The organism is Microbulbifer sediminum, assembly GCF_021729035.1.
Classification (GTDB): Bacteria; Pseudomonadota; Gammaproteobacteria; order Pseudomonadales; family Cellvibrionaceae; genus Microbulbifer; species Microbulbifer sediminum.
The window spans coordinates 82,625-100,655 of the sequence record NZ_JAJSAP010000007.1 but is presented as its reverse complement, the minus strand read 5'-3'; the positions used below and the strand labels follow the sequence as shown (position 1 = coordinate 100,655).

At 62.2% G+C, this 18,031-nt stretch carries 20 protein-coding genes; 13 read left to right on the top strand and 7 right to left on the bottom strand.

The annotated features are described in order from the left end of the window. Nucleotides 1–8 precede the first annotated feature (8 nt). Nucleotides 9–1,373: a TRAP transporter large permease gene (locus LVD11_RS13070; RefSeq protein WP_237059739.1), complete on the bottom strand. Its 1,365-nt coding sequence runs from the start codon at nt 1,371–1,373 to the stop codon at nt 9–11. Continuing rightward, complete coding sequence (locus LVD11_RS13065; RefSeq protein ID WP_237059737.1) at nt 1,370–1,945, bottom strand: TRAP transporter small permease subunit; 576 nt, start codon at nt 1,943–1,945, stop codon at nt 1,370–1,372. The genes LVD11_RS13070 and LVD11_RS13065 overlap by 4 nt, the downstream gene beginning before the upstream one ends. 236 nt (nt 1,946–2,181) lie before the next feature. On the opposite strand from LVD11_RS13065, the gene LVD11_RS13060 reads away from it, so the two are divergent. From LVD11_RS13060 to LVD11_RS13020, 9 genes are all read left to right on the top strand, one after another. Next, the gene (locus LVD11_RS13060; RefSeq protein WP_237059736.1) at nt 2,182–3,249 is read left to right on the top strand and encodes a PstS family phosphate ABC transporter substrate-binding protein; all 1,068 of its coding nucleotides are present in this window, start codon (nt 2,182–2,184) and stop codon (nt 3,247–3,249) included. A 157-nt stretch (nt 3,250–3,406) separates the two neighbouring features. Continuing rightward, on the top strand, nt 3,407–4,786 hold the full coding sequence (pstC, locus tag LVD11_RS13055; protein WP_237059735.1) for a phosphate ABC transporter permease subunit PstC: 1,380 nt from the start codon (nt 3,407–3,409) through the stop codon (nt 4,784–4,786). Next, nucleotides 4,779–6,065, top strand: coding sequence for a phosphate ABC transporter permease PstA (pstA, locus tag LVD11_RS13050; RefSeq protein ID WP_237059734.1), 1,287 nt, complete (start codon nt 4,779–4,781; stop codon nt 6,063–6,065). Before pstC ends, pstA begins: the two co-directional genes overlap by 8 nt. A 160-nt stretch (nt 6,066–6,225) precedes the next feature. Then, a complete protein-coding gene (gene pstB, locus LVD11_RS13045) occupies nt 6,226–6,966 on the top strand; it encodes a phosphate ABC transporter ATP-binding protein PstB (protein WP_237059964.1) in 741 nt (246 codons plus the stop codon). Nucleotides 6,967–7,007: 41 nt separating this feature from the next. Then, nucleotides 7,008–7,709, top strand: a complete 702-nt coding sequence (gene phoU / locus LVD11_RS13040; protein ID WP_237059733.1) for a phosphate signaling complex protein PhoU — start codon at nt 7,008–7,010, stop codon at nt 7,707–7,709. 215 nt (nt 7,710–7,924) lie between these two features. Continuing rightward, nucleotides 7,925–8,728, top strand: a complete 804-nt coding sequence (locus LVD11_RS13035) for a putative porin (RefSeq protein WP_237059732.1) — start codon at nt 7,925–7,927, stop codon at nt 8,726–8,728. A 112-nt stretch (nt 8,729–8,840) separates the two neighbouring features. Then, complete coding sequence (locus tag LVD11_RS13030; RefSeq protein WP_237059731.1) at nt 8,841–9,149, top strand: antibiotic biosynthesis monooxygenase family protein; 309 nt, start codon at nt 8,841–8,843, stop codon at nt 9,147–9,149. Nucleotides 9,150–9,437: 288 nt separating this feature from the next. Next, the gene (locus LVD11_RS13025; protein WP_237059729.1) at nt 9,438–10,100 is read left to right on the top strand and encodes an outer membrane beta-barrel protein; all 663 of its coding nucleotides are present in this window, start codon (nt 9,438–9,440) and stop codon (nt 10,098–10,100) included. A gap of 55 nt (nt 10,101–10,155) precedes the next feature. After that, the gene (locus tag LVD11_RS13020) at nt 10,156–10,389 is read left to right on the top strand and encodes a hypothetical protein (protein WP_237059727.1); all 234 of its coding nucleotides are present in this window, start codon (nt 10,156–10,158) and stop codon (nt 10,387–10,389) included. A 29-nt stretch (nt 10,390–10,418) separates the two neighbouring features. Here LVD11_RS13020 and LVD11_RS13015 read toward each other — a convergent pair whose 3' ends face one another. Continuing rightward, the gene (locus tag LVD11_RS13015; RefSeq protein WP_237059725.1) at nt 10,419–11,693 is read right to left on the bottom strand and encodes a M48 family metalloprotease; all 1,275 of its coding nucleotides are present in this window, start codon (nt 11,691–11,693) and stop codon (nt 10,419–10,421) included. A 66-nt stretch (nt 11,694–11,759) separates the two neighbouring features. Between LVD11_RS13015 and LVD11_RS13010 the strand changes: the two genes are divergently transcribed. From LVD11_RS13010 to LVD11_RS12995, 4 genes are all read left to right on the top strand, one after another. Continuing rightward, nucleotides 11,760–12,239 carry a DUF4265 domain-containing protein gene (locus tag LVD11_RS13010; RefSeq protein ID WP_237059723.1) on the top strand — a complete coding sequence of 160 codons (480 nt, stop codon included), beginning with the start codon at nt 11,760–11,762 and terminating at the stop codon, nt 12,237–12,239. 68 nt (nt 12,240–12,307) lie between these two features. Beyond that, entirely contained in the window at nt 12,308–13,084 is a 777-nt protein-coding gene (gene yaaA / locus LVD11_RS13005) for a peroxide stress protein YaaA (RefSeq protein WP_237059722.1), read from the top strand. After that, nucleotides 13,081–13,725, top strand: a complete 645-nt coding sequence (locus LVD11_RS13000) for a DUF938 domain-containing protein (protein ID WP_237059721.1) — start codon at nt 13,081–13,083, stop codon at nt 13,723–13,725. The genes yaaA and LVD11_RS13000 overlap by 4 nt, the downstream gene beginning before the upstream one ends. 1 nt (nt 13,726) lies before the next feature. Further along, nucleotides 13,727–14,089, top strand: a complete 363-nt coding sequence (locus tag LVD11_RS12995; protein ID WP_237059720.1) for a hypothetical protein — start codon at nt 13,727–13,729, stop codon at nt 14,087–14,089. Nucleotides 14,090–14,109: 20 nt separating this feature from the next. Here the strand turns inward: LVD11_RS12995 and phoR are convergent, their stop codons facing one another. The 4 genes from phoR to LVD11_RS12975 form a co-directional block, all read right to left on the bottom strand. Beyond that, nucleotides 14,110–15,411 (bottom strand): phosphate regulon sensor histidine kinase PhoR, encoded by a 1,302-nt coding sequence (gene phoR / locus LVD11_RS12990; RefSeq protein ID WP_237059719.1) that lies wholly within the window; start codon nt 15,409–15,411, stop codon nt 14,110–14,112. A 146-nt stretch (nt 15,412–15,557) separates the two neighbouring features. Beyond that, nucleotides 15,558–16,262, bottom strand: a complete 705-nt coding sequence (gene phoB, locus LVD11_RS12985) for a phosphate regulon transcriptional regulator PhoB (protein ID WP_237059718.1) — start codon at nt 16,260–16,262, stop codon at nt 15,558–15,560. Between the two features lie 91 nt (nt 16,263–16,353). After that, a complete protein-coding gene (ubiA, locus tag LVD11_RS12980; RefSeq protein ID WP_237059717.1) occupies nt 16,354–17,235 on the bottom strand; it encodes a 4-hydroxybenzoate octaprenyltransferase in 882 nt (293 codons plus the stop codon). Beyond that, on the bottom strand, nt 17,232–17,831 hold the full coding sequence (locus LVD11_RS12975; RefSeq protein ID WP_237059715.1) for a chorismate--pyruvate lyase family protein: 600 nt from the start codon (nt 17,829–17,831) through the stop codon (nt 17,232–17,234). The genes ubiA and LVD11_RS12975 overlap by 4 nt, the downstream gene beginning before the upstream one ends. Nucleotides 17,832–18,031 lie beyond the last annotated feature (200 nt).

Genomic DNA, 18,031 nt, shown 5'->3' with positions numbered 1-18,031 from the left:
CGGCCTGGCTAGCCGCCCAGCTGGGCCGGTAGCCAGGTAGCCAGGGACGGCCACAGGGCCAGCAGGCACAGCACCAGCAGCTGGATGGCGATAAACGGCATCACCCCGCGGTAGATGGCTCCTGTCGCCACCTCCTCCGGTGCCACGCCACGCAGGTAGAAGAGTGCAAAGCCGAACGGCGGTGTGAGGAAGGAGGTCTGCAGGTTGATGGCGATCATGATGCCCAGCCACACCGGGTCCACGCCCATGGCCAGCAGCACGGGCCCGACAATCGGCACCACCACGAAGGTGATCTCGATAAAGTCGAGGATAAAGCCCAGCAGGAAGATCACCACCATTACCAGCAGGGTGGCACCCACGACCCCGCCGGGCAGGCTGTTGAAGAAGCCGGTCACCAGCTCCTCGCCGTCATAGCCGCGGAATACCAGCGAGAACAGCGACGCGCCGATCAGGATCGCGAACACCATGGCCGTCACCTGCAGGGTGCTGCGCCCCACCTCGCCGGCGCGATCCCAGTTGAGCGCGCCGCGGCTGAACGCCAGCAGGCCTGCCCCCAGGGCGCCGATCGCCGCCGCCTCGGTGGGGGTGGCGGCACCGCTGATAATGGAGCCCAGCACCAGCACCATCAGCGCGATGGGCGGCACCAGGCTCTTCAGTGTATCCGGAAGGTCCACCCGCCCCTGGTCGTTGTCGCTGGCCACAGCCGGTTCCCGCCGGGCCACGAACAGCAGGTAGACGATGTAAGCGCTTACCAGCAGCAGGCCCGGGACGATGGCGCCCACAAAAAGGTCGCCGACGCTCACCGGCTTGGGATTGAAGATGCCTGCCGACAGCTGCGCCTGCTGGTAGGCATTGGAGAGGGTATCCCCCAGCAGCACCAGCGCAATGGACGGCGGGATGATCTGTCCCAGGGTGCCGGTGGCGCAGATGGTGCCGGTGGCGAGACGGGGGGAATAACCCCGCTTGAGCATGGTGGGCAGGGACATCAGCCCCATGGTCACAACCGTGGCGCCCACAATCCCGGTACTGGCGGCCAGCAGCGCCCCCACCACCACCACGGAAACGGCCATACCGGCCGGCACCCGGGAGAAGACCCGGGCCAGGTTGACCAGCAGTTCCTCGGCGATGCGCGCACGCTCCAGCATGACACCCATCAATACAAACAGCGGCACCGCCATCAGGGTGCCATTCTGCATAATCCCGAACAGGCGGTCCGGGAAGGCGCGCAACAGCTCGGGGTCGAAGGCGCCGGCCACGATGCCCAGCCCGGCTGCCAGCAGCGCAGTGCCGCCCAGGGTAAAGGCCACCGGGTAGCCGAACATCAGCGCGGCGCAGACCGCGAGGAACATCAACAGGGGAACCAGCTCGATCATGCGCCGACCTCCTCAGCCACGCGGGGTGAGGACTCGCTGACTGGTTGCGGCTTTGGGCGCGTGGACTCCACCTGAATCAGCGTTTCCAGGGCGAGGGCCAGCTGCGCCAACCCCTGCAGGGCCAGGGTGAAGGCCGCCAGCGGGATCAGGCTCTTGAGCAGGAAGATGCCCCCGAGGCTGTCAGCGCTGGCGCCGGCCTCGCGCACCGCCCAGCTGCTGGTGACGAAATGCCAGCTGCCGGCGAGGATGAAGGTACACAGGGGCAGCAGGAACACCAGGGTGCCCACCGCGTTGACCCAGGCCTTCCCCCGCGGGCCCATGCGGCGGTAAAAAACGTCGACACGGACGTGGGAGTCGGTGTGCAGCGCGTAGGCCAGGCCGAGCATGAATGCCGCGCCGTGCAGGTAAACCACGGCGTCCTGGAGCGCCAGGGAGCCACCGCTGAAGCCGTAACGCAGGATCACCACGGTGCTCTGCAGCAGCACCATGGCCAGGGTCAACCAGCCCAGTAGCCGGCCGGCGCCCGTGGACAGGCGGTCAAGGGCGCGCGCGCAGGCGAGCAGCGTGGACATGGGGAAGCCTCTCTCGTCATCTTATTGTTCTGAGGACAGAGGGTAACCCCGGCGCCAGTTTCGCGCCAGAGGCCGCCCCGGGGGCGGGGAAATACGGGTAATGTGCCGGCGCGGGTTTGCCTGGGCGGGCGAAGGTGGCGGTATGTAACCTTTTTGTCACATTCCGTTCATAGAATCGTCACCCGTTCTACCTAGCATCGCCGCGTGAAACACAACCACAGACACCGGAGTTAAACATGAACAAGCGCCCTGTCAGCAAGATCGTGGCCTCCTCACTGGCGGTCCTGACGATCGCCGCCTCCCAGGCGGCCATGGCGGCCCGCGATCATATCAGCATCGTCGGGTCCTCCACCGTATACCCGTTTACCACCACTGTGGCCGAGCGTTTCAGCCGCGCGACCCAGTTCAAGACCCCGGTGGTTGAATCCACTGGTACCGGCGGCGGCATGAAGCTGTTCTGCCAGGGCGTGGGTGAAGGCACTGCCGACATCACCGGTGCTTCCCGTCGCATCAAAGAGTCCGAGCTGGAAATGTGTAACGAAAATGGCGTGGACGTGGTAGAGGTCCAGGTGGGCTACGACGGCATCGTGCTGGCCAACGCCAAGAGCGCCGAGCAGTTCGAGCTGTCCCGCAAGGACCTTTTCCTGGCCCTGGCCAAGGAAGTCCCCAACCCGGACGGCTCCGAGACCCTGGTCGCCAACCCCTACAAGACCTGGAAGGACGTAAACCCGGCGCTGCCGAACACCGAAATCGAAGTCCTGGGCCCGCCGCCCACTTCCGGTACCCGCGATGCCTTCGCCGAGCTGGCAATGGAAGGTGGCTGCAAGAAGTTCGACTGGATTGCCGCCAAGAAGAAAGAAGACAAGAGCGCCTACAAGGCCATCTGTCACACTATTCGTGAAGACGGCGCCTATATCGAGGCCGGCGAGAACGATAACCTGATCGTCAATAAGCTGGTTGCCAACCCGAAAGCTCTGGGTATCTTCGGCTTCAGTTTCCTGGATCAGAATGCCGACAAGGTGCATGGTTCCATCATCGAGGGTGAGAAACCCACCTTCGACAGCATCGCCGAGCAGAGCTACCCGGTATCCCGCCCGCTCTTTATTTACGTAAAGAAGGCGCATGCCAATGTGATTCCCGGCATGAAGCAGTTCCTGGCGGAGTTCACCAGCGAGCGCGCCTGGGGTGAGGACGGCTACCTGGCCGACAAGGGCATGATCCCGCTGCCTGCGGCCAAGCGCCAGCAGGTGGTTCAGGATGTCCGCAAGCTGAACGCCCTGAGCAACCTGGCCAAGAAGCAGTAAGTTCGACTTCTCCCAGGAGAAGCAGGTAAAGGGAATTACCGGCCAAGCCCGCAAGGGCTTGGCCTTTGTCGTATTACAAAGGCCCTCCCGGGCAATGAATTCACAGTAAAAAGTCCGGATAATGCCCGGCGCAAAACCCTGAACGCACGGAAATTCGATGCAGACACCAACTCTCTTCGCCCTGCTATTACTGCTGGTGCTGGTCGCCTACGGCACCGGCTTCAGCCGCGCCCTCGCGGCCGCCCGCAGTCGTGGCGGCATGCGCAACCTGGCGGCCCTGCCCACCTACTACGGCACTCACACGGCGCTCTGGTGTGGTTTACCGGCGCTGATCCTGCTGGGGGCCTGGCTGGCTTTCGACGACCCGATTATCCGTTCGCTGGTGATGGGTGCTATCGAGGACAAGCCGGATACCATTGCCGGTCGCGACCTGCTGTACTCGCAGATCCAGAACCTGGCGGCGGGCAACCTGTTTGGCGAGCCCTCGGCCCAGGTCAAGGCGGCGGCGGAGCGGCTCACAAGCCTGCAGGCCGCGGCCAGCACCCTGCAGACGATCATTGTGCTGGTGCTGTCACTGGGCCTGGGGGCTTTTACCCTGTTGCGTTTCTCGCCGGAAGTGCGGGCGCGGGAGAAAGTGGAAAAAGTTCTCCGCGGTGTGCTGGTGACCTGCGCCAGCGCCGCCATCCTGACCACGGTCGGCATCCTGCTGTCTGTACTGTTCGAGTCCCTGCGCTTTTTCCAGTCGGTGCCGGTGACCGAGTTCCTCTTCGGGCTGCACTGGAGCCCGCAGATGGCGTTGCGCGCCGATCAGGTGGGTTCCAGTGGCGCCTTCGGTGCGGTGCCCCTGTTTACCGGCACCCTCATGGTTTCTGCCATCGCCATGTTCGTGGCGGTGCCGGTGGGTCTGATGTCCGCCATCTACCTGGCAGAGTACGCCAGCAATCGTGTGCGGTCGCTGGCCAAGCCGGTCATCGAGATCCTCGCCGGGGTCCCCACGGTGGTGTACGGCTTTTTCGCCGCGCTGACGGTGGCGCCGTTTGTGCGGGAAGTGGCCACATCCATCGGCCTCCAGGCCTCCAGTGAGAGTGCCCTGGCCGCAGGCCTGGTGATGGGGGTGATGATTATCCCGTTCGTCTCGTCCCTGTCCGACGACGTGATCAATGCGGTGCCCCAGTCCCTGCGCGATGGTGCCCTGGGCCTGGGTTCCACCCACTCGGAGACGGTGCGCAAGGTGGTGATCCCGGCGGCGCTGCCGGGCATTGTCGGTGGTGTCCTGCTGGCGGTCTCGCGCGCGATCGGCGAGACCATGATCGTGGTGATGGCCGCCGGCCTGGCAGCCAACCTCACCGCCAACCCGCTGGAATCGGTTACTACCGTGACGGTGCAGATCGTTACCCTGCTGGTGGGAGACCAGGAATTCGACAGCCCCAAGACCCTGGCCGCGTTCGCGCTGGGCCTGATGCTGTTTTTGTCCACGCTGGTGCTGAACTTTATCGCCCTGCACGTCGTGAAAAAATACCGGGAACAGTATGACTGATTTAACGCAAGACCAGGTGCGCGAGCGTATCGAGCAGAGCCTCGCTGGCCGCCACCGCAAGGAAAAGCTGTTTCGCGGCCTCGGTATCGCCAGTATCGCTTTTGGCGTATTGGCGGTGCTGGTGCTGTTTACCGACATCATCAGCAAGGGCAGCGGGGCTTTTGTGCAGACCACGGTACAGCTGGAAGTGACCTACGACCCGGCGGTGCTGGGCATCGATAAGGTCGATGAGGAGAGCCTGACCTGGGCCAATTTTACCGGCGTGGTGCGCGAGGCCCTGCGCGAGCGCTTCCCGGGAGTCTCGGGCCGCAGTGAGAAACGCGAGCTCTATTCGCTGGTATCCACCGGCGCGCCCTTTACCCTGCGCAATCGCCTGGAGGCCAACCCGGAGCTCCTGGGCCAGACCGAGAAGGTCTGGTTTGCTGCCGACGATGATGTAGATACTTTCTACAAGAGCCTCGACGACTCGGCCGAGGGTTTCCGTGGCCGAACCTCCGACCAGATGGCCGCCTGGGTGGCGCAGCTGGCGGACAGCGGCGAGCTGAAAAAGCGTTTCAACACCACCTTCTTTACCAATGGTGACTCGCGCGAGCCGGAACAGGCGGGTATCCGCGCGGCGCTGGTGGGTTCGCTGCTGACCCTGATGGTGACACTGGCACTGTCCTTCCCCATCGGGGTGGCCGCCGCCATCTACCTGGAGGAGTTCGCGCCCAAGAATCGCTGGACCGACCTGATCGAGGTGAATATCAACAACCTCGCGGCGGTACCGTCCATTGTATTTGGCTTGCTGGGCCTGGCGATATTTATCAACTTTTTCGAGCTGCCACGCTCGGCGCCGCTGGTGGGCGGCCTGGTGCTGACCCTGATGACCCTGCCCACCATCATTATTTCCAGTCGCGCGGCACTCAAGGCGGTACCGCCATCGATCCGTGAGGCGGCAATGGGCATGGGTGCCTCCCGTATGCAGGTGGTGCTGCATCACGTATTGCCGCTGGCCATGCCCGGCATGCTGACCGGCGCCATCATCGGGATGGCCCAGGCCCTGGGTGAGACAGCGCCGCTACTGATGATCGGTATGGTGGCATTTATCGTCGATGTGCCCGGGGGCGTCACTGACCCGGCCACGGTACTGCCGGTACAGATTTTCCTGTGGGCGGACAGCCCCGAGCGTGCCTTTGTGGAGAAAACCTCCGCGGCGATCATGGTGCTGCTGAGCTTCCTGATCGTGATGAATGCCAGTGCCGTCTGGCTGCGCAAGAAACTCGAGCGCCGCTGGTAGCGGCTGATACACTGGGACAGATTGTATGAACACCATGATTCTCGACGCCGGCAACGCTGCGCCGGCCGCAACCGGACAAGTGGAACAGGACACTGTGGAAACCAATATCAAGGTAAGCGAGACCGTCGGCCAGCCGCTGTGCAAAGACGCCAAGCTGAGCATGCGCAACGTCAATGTTTTCTACGGCGAAACCCAGGCCATCCACGATGTCAGCCTGGATATCGGCCGCAACGAGGTGGTGGCAATGATCGGCCCGTCCGGCTGCGGTAAGTCCACTTTCCTGCGTTGCATCAATCGTATGAACGACACCATTGAGAGCTGCCGGGTCGAGGGCGACCTGACCCTGGACGGTGAGCCGATCTACGGCCCCAAGGTGGATGTGGTGCCCCTGCGGGCGCGTGTGGGGATGGTGTTCCAGAAGCCCAACCCCTTCCCCAAGACCATTTATGAGAACGTGGCCTATGGCCCCAAGATCCACGGTATTGCCAGCCGCCGCGCTGAGCTGGATGAGATCGTCGAAAACAGCCTGCGCCGCGCCGGCCTCTGGGATGAAGTGAAGGACCGGCTGGACAAGCCCGGTACCGGCCTGTCCGGGGGCCAGCAGCAGCGCCTGTGTATTGCCCGCGCCATCGCGGTGAGCCCCGAGGTGATCCTGATGGACGAGCCCTGCTCGGCCCTGGACCCGATCGCCACCGCCCGGATCGAGGAGCTGATTGACGAGCTGCGCAAAAATTACACCATCGCTATCGTGACCCACTCCATGCAGCAGGCGGCGCGGGTGAGCCAGCGCACCGCCTACTTCCACCTCGGACACCTGGTGGAGGTCAACGACACCGAGACGGTGTTCACCAATCCGCAGCACGAGCTGACGGAAGCTTATATCACCGGCCGCTTCGGTTAAGAAGCTGGTCTACAATGGCGCTGCAAAGAAGCGACAGAACTATGGAAATGCATTTCGACCAACATATCTCCCGCCAATTCAACGAAGACCTGGAAAGCCTCAAGAGCGAGATGCTGGAAATGGGTGGCATGGTCACCCGCCAGGTGGCGGAGGCGGTAGAGTCACTGGCCAACGCAGACAGTGAACTGGCAGAAAAAGTACTGCGTGTAGAAAAGGAAATCGACAAGCGCGAGATGGATCTCGACGAGCACGCCACCCTGATCATCGCCAAGCGCCAGCCGGCGGCGTCCGACCTGCGCATGGTGATGTCGGTGATCCGTATCGCCCGCGATCTGGAGCGGGTGGGCGACGAGGCCGCCAAGATTGCCAAGATGGCGATTGCCCTCACCGAGGAGGGCACCGCCCCGCGCGGTTATACTGAAATCCGCCATATCGCCAATGCCGTGCGCAAGATGCTCAATGATGCGTTAGATGCCTATACCCGTTTCGACGTAAAGGCGGCACTGGACACCCTGGCGGAAGACGAGCAGGTGGATATGGACTATCGCAGCGCCCTGCGCGAGATGATCACGTTTATGATGGAAGACCCACGCAGTATCTCGCGAGTCATGAATGTGCTCTGGAGCCTGCGTTCACTGGAACGCATCGGTGACCATGCCAAGAATATCTGTGAGCAGGTTGTTTACCTGGTGGAAGGGGCGGATATCCGCCACGGCCATGAGGAGAACCTGCGCAAGCTTTGACAGCTTTAATCCGGCAGTTGTGAGGAAGGCCGCATTTTGCGGCCTTTTTTATTATGACGCGGGATAACATGGAACCACGACTGACAACCCTGTCGAAAAAAATGCGGTGTCATGGCGTGTAACCGCGTTTCTCTGGCGCGCCTGCATACCTTGCCATACCATGCCGCTCCCCCGGTTTGCGGGAAACAGCAATATAAAGACAGGGAGTTAGCCCAATGAAACTGAAGTATATTCTGCCCCTGGCACTGATGTCCGCGGCTGCGTCTGCGGAGCAGTACACTTCATTTACCAATGCCGGTTACCAGAATAATGATTACGATTCGGGGTTCGAGACCGACACCTACGATATCAAATCCCGTTATTTTTTCGCTCCCAAGGAGAGCCTTGGCCCCCTGAAGGAATTTGAATACATCAACAAGGCCAGCAACGTTTACGGTGGCTTCTCCCGTCTCGATTACGACGGCGGTGATGCCAGCGGCTCGAACCTTGGCGGAGAGCTGTTTGCCGGCAACTTCAAGCTGGGTGCTTCGTTCAGTGAATTTGAGGATGTCGACTCCAACACCCTGACCCTCGGCTACCTTTTCTCCGATAACTTCCTGCTTAGCCTGGACAGCATCGACACCGACGGCGCTGACCGGGAGAACATTGTCTCTGCACGCTATAACCACCAGCTCGGCGGGACCGACTATGTGGGCTTCAACTTTGCCGTCGATGACGACCTGGACTACGCGCAGGTTTCCTCCCGTTACCTGCGCAGCCTCGCCGGTGATTCCTACCTGGTGCTGGAAGGCAGCGTGACTGACTACGATGAGGGCGACAGTGTATGGGGGGTGGGTGCCGAGTACTACTTTACCCGTACCACCTCGGTTGGCTTTGCGACCACTGATGGCGATGTAATGGCCTTTGATTTTACCCACTTTTTCAATCGCAGCATCGCCTTCAACTTCGCCTATGCCGAAACCGACGAGGAATTCGTCGAGTACGATACGCTAAGCTTGGGTTTAACGGCCCAGTTTTGAGCGAAGAGTAACAGTCTCTGCAACGGCCGCATTACGCGGCCGTTTTTTGTCTGGTCCCCGCTGAAAACGCTACGCTTGTCGTTAGCGCGATTCCGGGAACAGGAGACGTACAGTGAAGTTTATCTTCGAAGTGAAACTGAAAGACGGTTACACGGCTGAGGAGTATGCCGAGGCGTGGGTGCGGGCCTCGGAACTGATCCAGCAGGCCCCAGGAGCGCGGGGCACCGAGCTGCACCGCAAAATCGGTGATCCCACGGGTCTGGTCGCCATAGCCAGCTGGGACAGCAAGGCGCAGCGAGACGCCATGGAAAAAAGCCACAACCCGGCAATTGACGCGATTATCCGCAGTCAGGCGCCTTTCGTTGAAATCACACCCATTGGCGAGTTCGAGGATCCTGAATGGGTGGTGACGCCGCGCTAGCCGGATAAAGCAAATGGCGCGGTACAGTTGAGTGGTGGCGGAGTGGACTGTGGCTGGCCTGCACGTGGCTGTCTTTCATTCACCAGGCGTCGGTAACCGCTAACCGACAGTCACGCTATGTTCCCTCCCAAATGACCGGCCCATCAGTTTCCAGACATGATTGCGCGAGAAGATCTCGATATGTAATGGCGTGTAATTAGTTATTTCTGGCACCAAATTATTTTTGGATTAGCATCTCCTCACGAAAATGTGACATTACAGTCGTGAATTTCTGGAGGAGTAATCAAAATGAAAGCAATATCTGCAGCGATTGCACTGGTGGGGGTTATTTCAGCCTCTTCTGCAGTGGCCAACGAGGGTGCCTGGTATTTCCAGGCCGGCCTTTCCAGCACTGATCCCGATGCCAGTGAGGTTGAAGCAGCACTGGCAGCCGAATTTGGTACCGATCAAAAATTTGGCAATGCCAGCGGCTACAACTTGACCCTGGGATACCAGCTCACACCCTTCATCGCAGTCGAAGGAAGGTACCTGGATATGGGTGAAACCGAAGCGAGCGATAGCTACGCTGAGGGCGACATTGCCGTAGATGGGTATGAATTCAGGCAATCGGGAAAAATGAAGCTGTCCTCTACCGGGCTTGCCTTTGGCGCGGTAATTACAACTGACACGGCGAAGCCTTTCTCGGCAGGCGTCAGAGCTGGTTTCAACTTCTGGGACAGTGAGGCGACATTCTCTTACTCAGAGAGCCTCCAGTGCGATCCTTTCTTTGAGCCCTGTTCCTACCAGTACTCAGACTCCATCTCTGAGTCTGAAGACGGCAACGATGCATACTATGGCATCGTTGGAACCTATCGCGTAGGTGACTGGGTTTTCACCCTCGACCACACCGTCTACACGATGGACGAGATGGAGCCGTCCAGCACTACCTTATCCGCAGGAATGCGTTTCTAAGCGGTCGGCACCGCCCGACAGGGCGATCCGGATACGGGCATTCCATCACTCGGGGATGCTCGTATCCAACCTCTCACCTCTACTGCGCCTGCTGCGGCAGGGATACCCGCGGCTGCCGATCATTAAGGCGGGAGCAGGCCAGCCTTCGCCGCTGTGCGCAGAGAGCCCATTCCGCGACCAGCGGGACTACCGGCCGCTCGGCACCAGGGCGTCATCACCCGGGAAGGACGAAGACCTGGCTGCCCATGACTTTACCTGCGGCCACCCAGAGCGCGACATGGAGCGGTAGCTACATTATGTATCGGGGGCTCACAGGGCTCAGCCTTTATTCCCCAGCGCCTGCATCCGCGCCTGTGCCTTGCTGCCGATCTCGCCGCCGGCCTTCGCCGCAGTCTGGTAGTGACCGTAGGCAGCCTGAACCTGTCCCTGTTTTTCGTACACTTGCCCCAGGAAGTAGTGCGCGTGGGGTGTTTCCAGGTAGCGCATGGAGCGGGTCAGGTCGCGTTCGGCATCGGTATAGTTTTTGAGCTGTGCACTCATCAGCCCGCGCTTCAGCCAGTGGGAGTAGAGGCCGGGATTCTTCTGTACCGCCTTGTCATAGGCGTTGTAGGCCGACCGGTATTGCTCCTGCTTGGCCAGCAGGTCACCCTCCAGCTGGAAGAAGGCCGCTTCACGGGGTTGCTGCTGTTGTGCCTGGCGCGTGAGGCTGAGCGCGCGATCGTACTGCTTGTCTTTCACTGCCTCCAGTGCCTTGTCGTAGGTGGCGTAGGCGTCGGCGTCGCGTTTCAGCTGGGCAATGGCCTGCTGGTAGGCCGCGCGGTTGGTGGCGCCGCCAGCGGACAGCTTCCTGGCATGCTTGATATTGGCATCCACCCGGGCCTGGGAGGGCGGGTGACTGGCGAACAGGGCCGCGAGCCCACCGGACTGGCTGCCCTTGGACAGTTTCACAAACTTGCGCTGGAGTTCCACCGCGCCCTGCGGGTTGTAGCCGGCGGCGGCCATGTACCGCATGCCGTACTTGTCCGCCTCCAGCTCGTCGCCGCGGCCGTGGCGGGCGATATAGGCAGAGCCACCGAGCTGGCCGCCGAGGGACACCAGGTCCCCGTAGCCGGTACTCTGGGTGGCCGCGCCCAGTACCGCCAGGCCCGCGCCGAGGACCTGCTGCTGTGACATGGCTGCGGCAGAGTGGCGCGCCGCGGCGTGGACAATTTCGTGGCCCAGCACCGCTGCCAGCTCCGCCTCGTCCTCCAGTAGCGTCAACAGGCCGCGGTTGACCGCGATCTTGCCGCCGGGCAGCGCCCAGGCATTGGGTGTGCCGTTGTTCAGCACCACGAACTCATAGGGCAGCTGTGGCTGGTCGGAGACCCGTGCCAGCTTCTGGCCCACGCGGCTGACATAGTCCTGCAGGGACTTGTCGACCACATATTCACCGCCCTGTTGCTGCTGGGTGATGGGATACTGCTTCTCCCCCAGGGCCACCTCCTGCCCCTGGGATATCAGCGACAGTTCCTGCTTGCCGGTAACCGGGTTGACCGCGCAGCCGGTCATCAGGGTGGCGGCCAGGCCGGCCGCAGTCAGTGCACGCGAGATCATTGTCTCCTCCCTGTATAATGCACGGATGATTTGCGACCTATTTTACACAGTCCCGGGAGAGAGGTTATGACGGCACTGCAGATTATTGAACTGTTCGCAGGGGTGGACCCCGAGGGCCAGCCGGTGGTGGAACGGCTGCAGGTGCGGGTCAACGAGGACGACAGCTGCCAGCTGGTACGCTCGCCGGCGTTTATCAAGGGGATTGCCAGCGGCGATACCATCAAGGTGAAAAAGGACACCCAGGAGTTCGAGCTGGTCAAGCGCTCGGGCAACCTGGCGATCCGGGTGCTGTGTCGCGGTGACAGTGCGAAATTGTCCGACCAGCTTACGCCGCAGCTGGAGAAGCTCGGCGGCGAGCTGGACATGGAGACTCCCCGCCTGCTGGTTTACAGCATCCATGTGAGCTGCGGCTTCGCCAATATCGAGCATATACTGAACAGCGTCTGCGACGGCGCCAACAGCGTGTGGAACTACGGCAATGTCTACGATCCGCAGGACGGCCAGACGCCACTCAACTGGTGGATGGAAATCCTCAAGCCGGAGTAATACCGGTCTATCGACAGGTTCGGTAACCCGGGCCGTCCAAATCACAATCCAGCCAACCAAGGAAACCGATGTTAATCGTTATCTCCCCAGCCAAAACCCTGGATTACGACAGTGAAATACCGGAGCTGGACACTACCCAGCCGGATTTCCTCAAGGATTCCGCCACACTGGTCAAGGAACTGCGCGCACTGGGCCCGCAGGATATCTCCAGCCTGATGAAAATCTCGGACAAGCTGGGCGTGCTGAATTACGACCGCTTCCAGCAGTGGAAGCGGCCTTTCACTGAAAAGAATGCCCGCCCCGCCCTGCTCGCCTTCAAGGGCGATGTCTACACCGGCCTCGAGGCGGAGACCATGCGCAAGCGGGATTTCAACTATGCCCAGAAGCACCTGCGTATGCTCTCGGGCCTCTATGGCCTGCTGCGCCCGCTCGACCTGATGCAGCCGTATCGACTGGAAATGGGCACCAAGTTCGCCAATTCCCGCGGCAAAAACCTGTACGAATTCTGGGGCGAGCGCCTGACGGAGGCCCTGAATGAGCAGCTACAGGCACTCAAGGGCCGGGAACTGGTGAACCTGGCCTCCAACGAGTACTTCAAGGCGATCAAGCCGAAAAAGCTGGAAGCAGAGGTCATCACCCCCCACTTCCGCGACCTGAAAAATGGCGAGTACAAGATGATCAGCTTTTTCGCCAAGAAGGCCCGCGGCATGATGAGCCGCTGGGCCATCGACAACCGCGTGAAGAAGGCAGCGGAGCTGAAGGACTTCGATGTGGCCGGCTATGGGTTCAATGCCGGCCTGTCTGAGGGTAACGACTGGGTCTTCACCCGCGATGAAGCCCAGTGAGCGACACCGGGCTGCCCGATGCCCCGGCCTGCGCGCGTAACCGCGAGCCGATCCTGGCCGAGCTGGAACGCCTGCTGGCAGGCAGCCGCACGGTACTGGAAATCGGCAGCGGCACCGGCCAGCACGCGGTCTATTTTGCCCCGCGGCTGCCGCATGTGCGCTGGCAGGCGTCCGACCGTGCCGACAACCTGCCGGGCATCCGGGCCTGGTTGACGCATCGCCCGGCCCCTAACCTGCCACCGCCACTGGAGCTGGACGTCGACCGGGACTGGCCGGAATTGCAGGTGGACGCAGTGTTCACGGCCAACAGCCTGCATATCATGGGGGAATCGTCGGTGGCGGCGCTCTTCCGGCACCTGCCCCGGGTGTTGCGCCCCGGCGGGCAGCTGCTAGTGTACGGCCCCATGAAAATCGCCGGTGGCTATATCGGCCCGGGTAATGCGGACTTCGACCGGTGGCTGCGCGAACGCGACCCGCTGAGTGGAATCCGCGACCTGGAATGGCTGGATCGCCTGGCGACGGTCGCCGGGCTGGAACGTCGAGAAGTGAATTTCCTGCCGGCGAATAACCAGCTGGTGGTCTGGCAACATAGCGCCGGCCACGACGACAAACCGGAAGCCAACCAACAAGAGGTGTGCTGATATGCCGCAGTGGCTTGAAATTGCCGTGGTGATGGCCTTCGCCATTGCCGCCGTGTTTTTCCTGGCAAAGTACCGCGAGACGGCGGCCGCGCTGTACGAGAGCGAACGGATGAAAAAGCGGCTCTCCAGTGACCTGGGGCGCTATCGCGACGTTACCACTCTGCGCGTCCTGCGCGACGCCCTGGTGGGCAGTGACAGCCTGCCGGTGGACGATGACGGTCGCGAGCACCTGCTGCTGCGCGACGGGGATATGCAGCTCTATCACCTCATCCTGCGGCGCCAGTGCAACGCGGTGGGTGAAGGAGACAAAGTGACTTTCCAGAAGGATGGCAGGGAGGTAGAGCTCGAGGAACTCGGCCAGTAACAGGTCCCGCCCTGCCGCGATCAGGCGGCGCTGGTGGTTGCCAGGCGCTGCCCGGGAAAATGCAGGGTGAAGGTACTGCCCCGCCCGGGGCTGCTCTGCACGGTCATCGCGGCACCGTGGCGCAGAAGCACGTGCTTGACAATTGCCAGCCCCAGGCCGGTGCCTCCGCTCTCCCTGGATCTTCCGGCGTCCACCCGGTAAAAGCGTTCGGTAAGGCGCGGGATATGGACGGGATCAATGCCGATGCCGCTGTCGCTTACTCCGAAGTGGCCGCCCCGGCTGTCGACCCACCAGCGCAGCTCGATCGGTCCGCCATCAGGGCTGTACTTGACCGCGTTCAGCACCAGGTTGGCAAAAGCGCTGTGCAGTTCTGTGGCGTCACCGGTAATGGTGGAATCCTGCTGGCAGTCCACACTGATTTCGTGGCGCCCGCCACTGAAGCTTCGCGCTTCCTGGGCGATCCGCTGCATCAGCTCACTCACGGCAATGTTCTCCCTGCCGCTTTCCCGATCTGATGTTTCCAGCCGTGCCAACAGCAACAGGTCGTTAACCAGTGCCGTCATGCGGGCGGTCTGCTCGCGCATCTGCGCCATGGGCCGCTGCCAGGCCTGTGGTGCCAGGCCACTGCCCTCAAGGGTCTCCAGGTAGCCGGAAATCACCGTCAACGGCGTGCGCAGCTCGTGGGATACATTGGCGACGAAATCCCGGCGCATCTGCTCCAGGTTGTGCAGCCGGGTGATTTCCCGCACGATCAGCAGTGCCTCGTCCCGTCCGTAGCGGGTCAGCTCCAGCTGCAGGATACGTGCATCGTCGCCGGGGGCTGGCATGGTGATGGGGTCGTGGGCGCCGGGCTCGCTGCTGTGGATATAGCGCACGAATCCCGGGTCGCGGACAAAGTTGACCAGCGGCTGGCCGGCGTCCTCTGGGCGCAGCTTTAACAGCTCGCCGGCGGCGGGGTTCCACCACGCCAGGTTACCGTCATCCTCCAGGGCCACGATGCCCTCGCGCAGGGCGTTTGTACTGTCCTGCACCCGCCGCAGCATGGCGTGGAGTTTCTGCTTCTCCCGCCGGTGGCGACGCTGGATACGGTAAAAGTCATCGGAGATGTCGCCCCAGATACCGAACATGGTGGGGGCGGGGCCACGGCGCCCATTGGCCAGCCAGCGATTGAAGCGGTGCTGCTGGGTGAGGATCCAGAACAGGTAGACACCCAGGCCCAGCACCAGGGCCCAGCGCCATTCAGTGGTGGCAAAGCCGAATATTGCCGTGCCGAGGGCGATCACCGCGAAGCGCGAAAACTCGCCAATACTGCGTTCCAGCATAGTGGTGGGCTGTCTCCGGTCTGCCGGTGCGCGGGCGGCACTGTGGTGCCGGCGCCGCTCTTCCGGCTCGGGTCGGGTTGCTTGGTTGAGCTGACTGTAACGGCCGCCTGCGGCAGGTTGTGCCACAGTGCCCGAGGAGTGAATTCTTACACTTTCTCGGCAGTTTGCACAGAAAAGCGGTACCCGGTGCCGCGCACCGTCTGGATAAAGCGGTCGTGCCCGTCGATTGCCAGGGCCTTGCGCAGGCGCCGGATATGAACATCCACGGTGCGCTCTTCCACATAGACATTGCCGCCCCACACATGGTCGAGCAACTGGGTGCGGCTATAGGCACGCTCCTGGTGGGAGAGGAAGAAGGTCAGCAGGCGGAATTCCGTGGGACCCATCTCCACCGCCTGTCCCTTGATACTGACGCGATGACTGATCGGGTCGAGCACCAGGTCGCCGGCGGTGAGGGGCTCCTCGGGGGTTGCGGGGCCGGCGCGCCGCAGCACTGCTTTCAGGCGGGCTACCAGCTCACGCGGGGAGAAGGGCTTGGTGATGTAGTCGTCCGCGCCGGTCTCGAGGCCCTTGATTTTGTGGTCCTCTTCCCCCTTGGCGGTAAGCATGATGATGGGAAGCGTCGAGGTAAGCTCGTCGCGCTTCAGGCGCCGGGCCAGCTCGATGCCGGAAACATCCGGCAGCATCCAGTCGAGCAGGACCAGGTCCGGCCGCTCGTCGATTACCAGTGCGTGCGCTTCCTGCGCGTTCTCGGCCTCGATACAGCGGTAGTCCGCCATTTCCAGGGCCACCCGCAGCATATCGCGCACGGCGGCCTCGTCGTCGACGATCAGTATCGTTTTGCTGTCCATTAACTGTCACACCCTACTTGTGTTGGGGTCATTTAACGGCATTTTAGTGACAACTATATGACACCCCCCCCGCGCGCCGGGACAGCCTGTTTCAGTCCAGCAGGAAGGAGAAAAATATGCCCGCAAAAACGACTGCGCCGACCCAGTTGTTGTTCAGGAAGGCGCGAAAGCAGGACTCCCGTTCGCGATGGCGTACCAGCCACTGCTGGTAGGCGAACAGGGCCGCCGCCACGAGTAACCCGGCATAGAAGATACCGCCAAGCTCGAATCGCTGGCCTGCCAACAGCAGAGCGAACAGTACCAGGGCCTGCAGGGAGCCGGTCATGGCGCGGTCCAGGTCGCCGAACAGTACGGCGGTGGACTTGACCCCGATTTTCAGGTCGTCATCCCGGTCCACCATGGCATAGAAGGTGTCGTAGGCCACTGTCCACAGCAGGTTCGCGGTATAGATAAGCCAGGCCTCCGGGGGCACGGTACCGCGCACGGCGGCAAAGGCCATGGGGATCCCCATACTGAATGCGGCCCCCAGCACCACCTGTGGCAGGTGCGTGTGGCGCTTGGCGAATGGATAGCAGAAGGCCAGGGCCACCGCCGGCAGTGACAGGAGAATGGTGAGCTTATTGGTGGTGAGTACCAGCAGGAAGGCGAGCAGGCTGAGACCGATAAACAGCCTGACGGCGGATGCCGGGGTAATTCGGCCCGTGGCCAGCGGGCGGCTGGCGGTGCGCTTTACATGGCCGTCGATGCCGCGGTCGGCGAAATCGTTGATTGCGCAGCCGGCCGCGCGCATCAGGATGACCCCGAGGGTAAAGACGGCAAACAGGTGCAGCCCGGGCCAGCCGCCGGCCGCCAGCCACAGGGCCCACCAGGTGGGCCACAGGAGTAGCAGTGAGCCGATCGGGCGGTCCAGCCTCGCCAGCTGCCAGTATGGCAGGGCGGCGGGCCAGCGCTGTGAGAGTTGTTGACTGATCACGGGTTTTCTCTCCTTCCCGGCCGCGGCCCCGCAAGGGGTGGGCAGTCGGGATCAAAAGCCTGCAGGAATGTCTCCGCCACCAGAAGTGGCCGGCGACGTAGCCAGAAGGTTGAGCGGCGCCCCCAGGCCAGGTCAGCCTCGCCGGCCAGCTCAGGGAGCGTGCAGCGCGGGTTGCGCCGCTGGCGGTTCAGCATGATCGGCCCGCGGCGGATGCCGGGTTCACTGAACAGGAGCTCTCCCAGCGGGCGGGTGTCCAGTTGGCGCAGCTGCCGTGACGGGCCGCGCAGGGTCTGTTCAGGCAATACGCTGCGGGCATAGACCCAGGGGGTATCGTCGCCGTACAGCAGTACCTCTCGCAGCAGCGCCAGCTGTCGGTTGCGCAGCCCCAGCGCACGCCGTTCCTCAAGGTTCGGTTGCGCCCAGCGCTGGCTCAGCACCTGCACCCGGAAGCGATTGCCGCTCAGGTGCCGCAGTGCCGCAGTCAGTGAGCCGGGGTGCAGCAGCCATGCCAGCAGAGGAGCCGGTGGCCGGTCATGCAGGGACTCCAGCGGCTGGCTGAACCACTGGCCAACGGGTGTAAATGGAGACTGATACAACGCTAACCCCGGACCAATTCCAAAGAGGCCATTGTACCCCGTGCAGCGCCCCGGTAACCAATTGCGCCGGCTGCCTTTTGCCGAAGGCCCCGCCTGCCGATATAGTGGCCGTTTGCGCAAGCCAAAACCTAGTCCGCCTCCTGCCCCGCGCATGTTCGTGAAGTCCTGTGCGGAATATCGGGCAGCACACTGCCCGGCCC

What these genes read in the sequence shown, in the direction of transcription:
- phoR (WP_237059719.1), bottom strand. Translation starts at nt 15,411, where the DNA reads ATGCTGGAACGCAGTATTGGCGAGTTTTCGCGCTTCGCGGTGATCGCC.
- LVD11_RS12995 (WP_237059720.1), top strand. Translation starts at nt 13,727, where the DNA reads ATGCCGCAGTGGCTTGAAATTGCCGTGGTGATGGCCTTCGCCATTGCC.
- yaaA (WP_237059722.1), top strand. Translation starts at nt 12,308, where the DNA reads ATGTTAATCGTTATCTCCCCAGCCAAAACCCTGGATTACGACAGTGAA.
- LVD11_RS13035 (WP_237059732.1), top strand. Translation starts at nt 7,925, where the DNA reads ATGAAACTGAAGTATATTCTGCCCCTGGCACTGATGTCCGCGGCTGCG.
- phoB (WP_237059718.1), bottom strand. Translation starts at nt 16,262, where the DNA reads ATGGACAGCAAAACGATACTGATCGTCGACGACGAGGCCGCCGTGCGC.
- LVD11_RS13010 (WP_237059723.1), top strand. Translation starts at nt 11,760, where the DNA reads ATGACGGCACTGCAGATTATTGAACTGTTCGCAGGGGTGGACCCCGAG.
- pstC (WP_237059735.1), top strand. Translation starts at nt 3,407, where the DNA reads ATGCAGACACCAACTCTCTTCGCCCTGCTATTACTGCTGGTGCTGGTC.
- pstA (WP_237059734.1), top strand. Translation starts at nt 4,779, where the DNA reads ATGACTGATTTAACGCAAGACCAGGTGCGCGAGCGTATCGAGCAGAGC.
- LVD11_RS13070 (WP_237059739.1), bottom strand. Translation starts at nt 1,373, where the DNA reads ATGATCGAGCTGGTTCCCCTGTTGATGTTCCTCGCGGTCTGCGCCGCG.
- phoU (WP_237059733.1), top strand. Translation starts at nt 7,008, where the DNA reads ATGGAAATGCATTTCGACCAACATATCTCCCGCCAATTCAACGAAGAC.
- LVD11_RS13020 (WP_237059727.1), top strand. Translation starts at nt 10,156, where the DNA reads ATGCTCGTATCCAACCTCTCACCTCTACTGCGCCTGCTGCGGCAGGGA.
- LVD11_RS13060 (WP_237059736.1), top strand. Translation starts at nt 2,182, where the DNA reads ATGAACAAGCGCCCTGTCAGCAAGATCGTGGCCTCCTCACTGGCGGTC.
- LVD11_RS13015 (WP_237059725.1), bottom strand. Translation starts at nt 11,693, where the DNA reads ATGATCTCGCGTGCACTGACTGCGGCCGGCCTGGCCGCCACCCTGATG.
- pstB (WP_237059964.1), top strand. Translation starts at nt 6,226, where the DNA reads ATGCGCAACGTCAATGTTTTCTACGGCGAAACCCAGGCCATCCACGAT.
- LVD11_RS13065 (WP_237059737.1), bottom strand. Translation starts at nt 1,945, where the DNA reads ATGTCCACGCTGCTCGCCTGCGCGCGCGCCCTTGACCGCCTGTCCACG.
- LVD11_RS13025 (WP_237059729.1), top strand. Translation starts at nt 9,438, where the DNA reads ATGAAAGCAATATCTGCAGCGATTGCACTGGTGGGGGTTATTTCAGCC.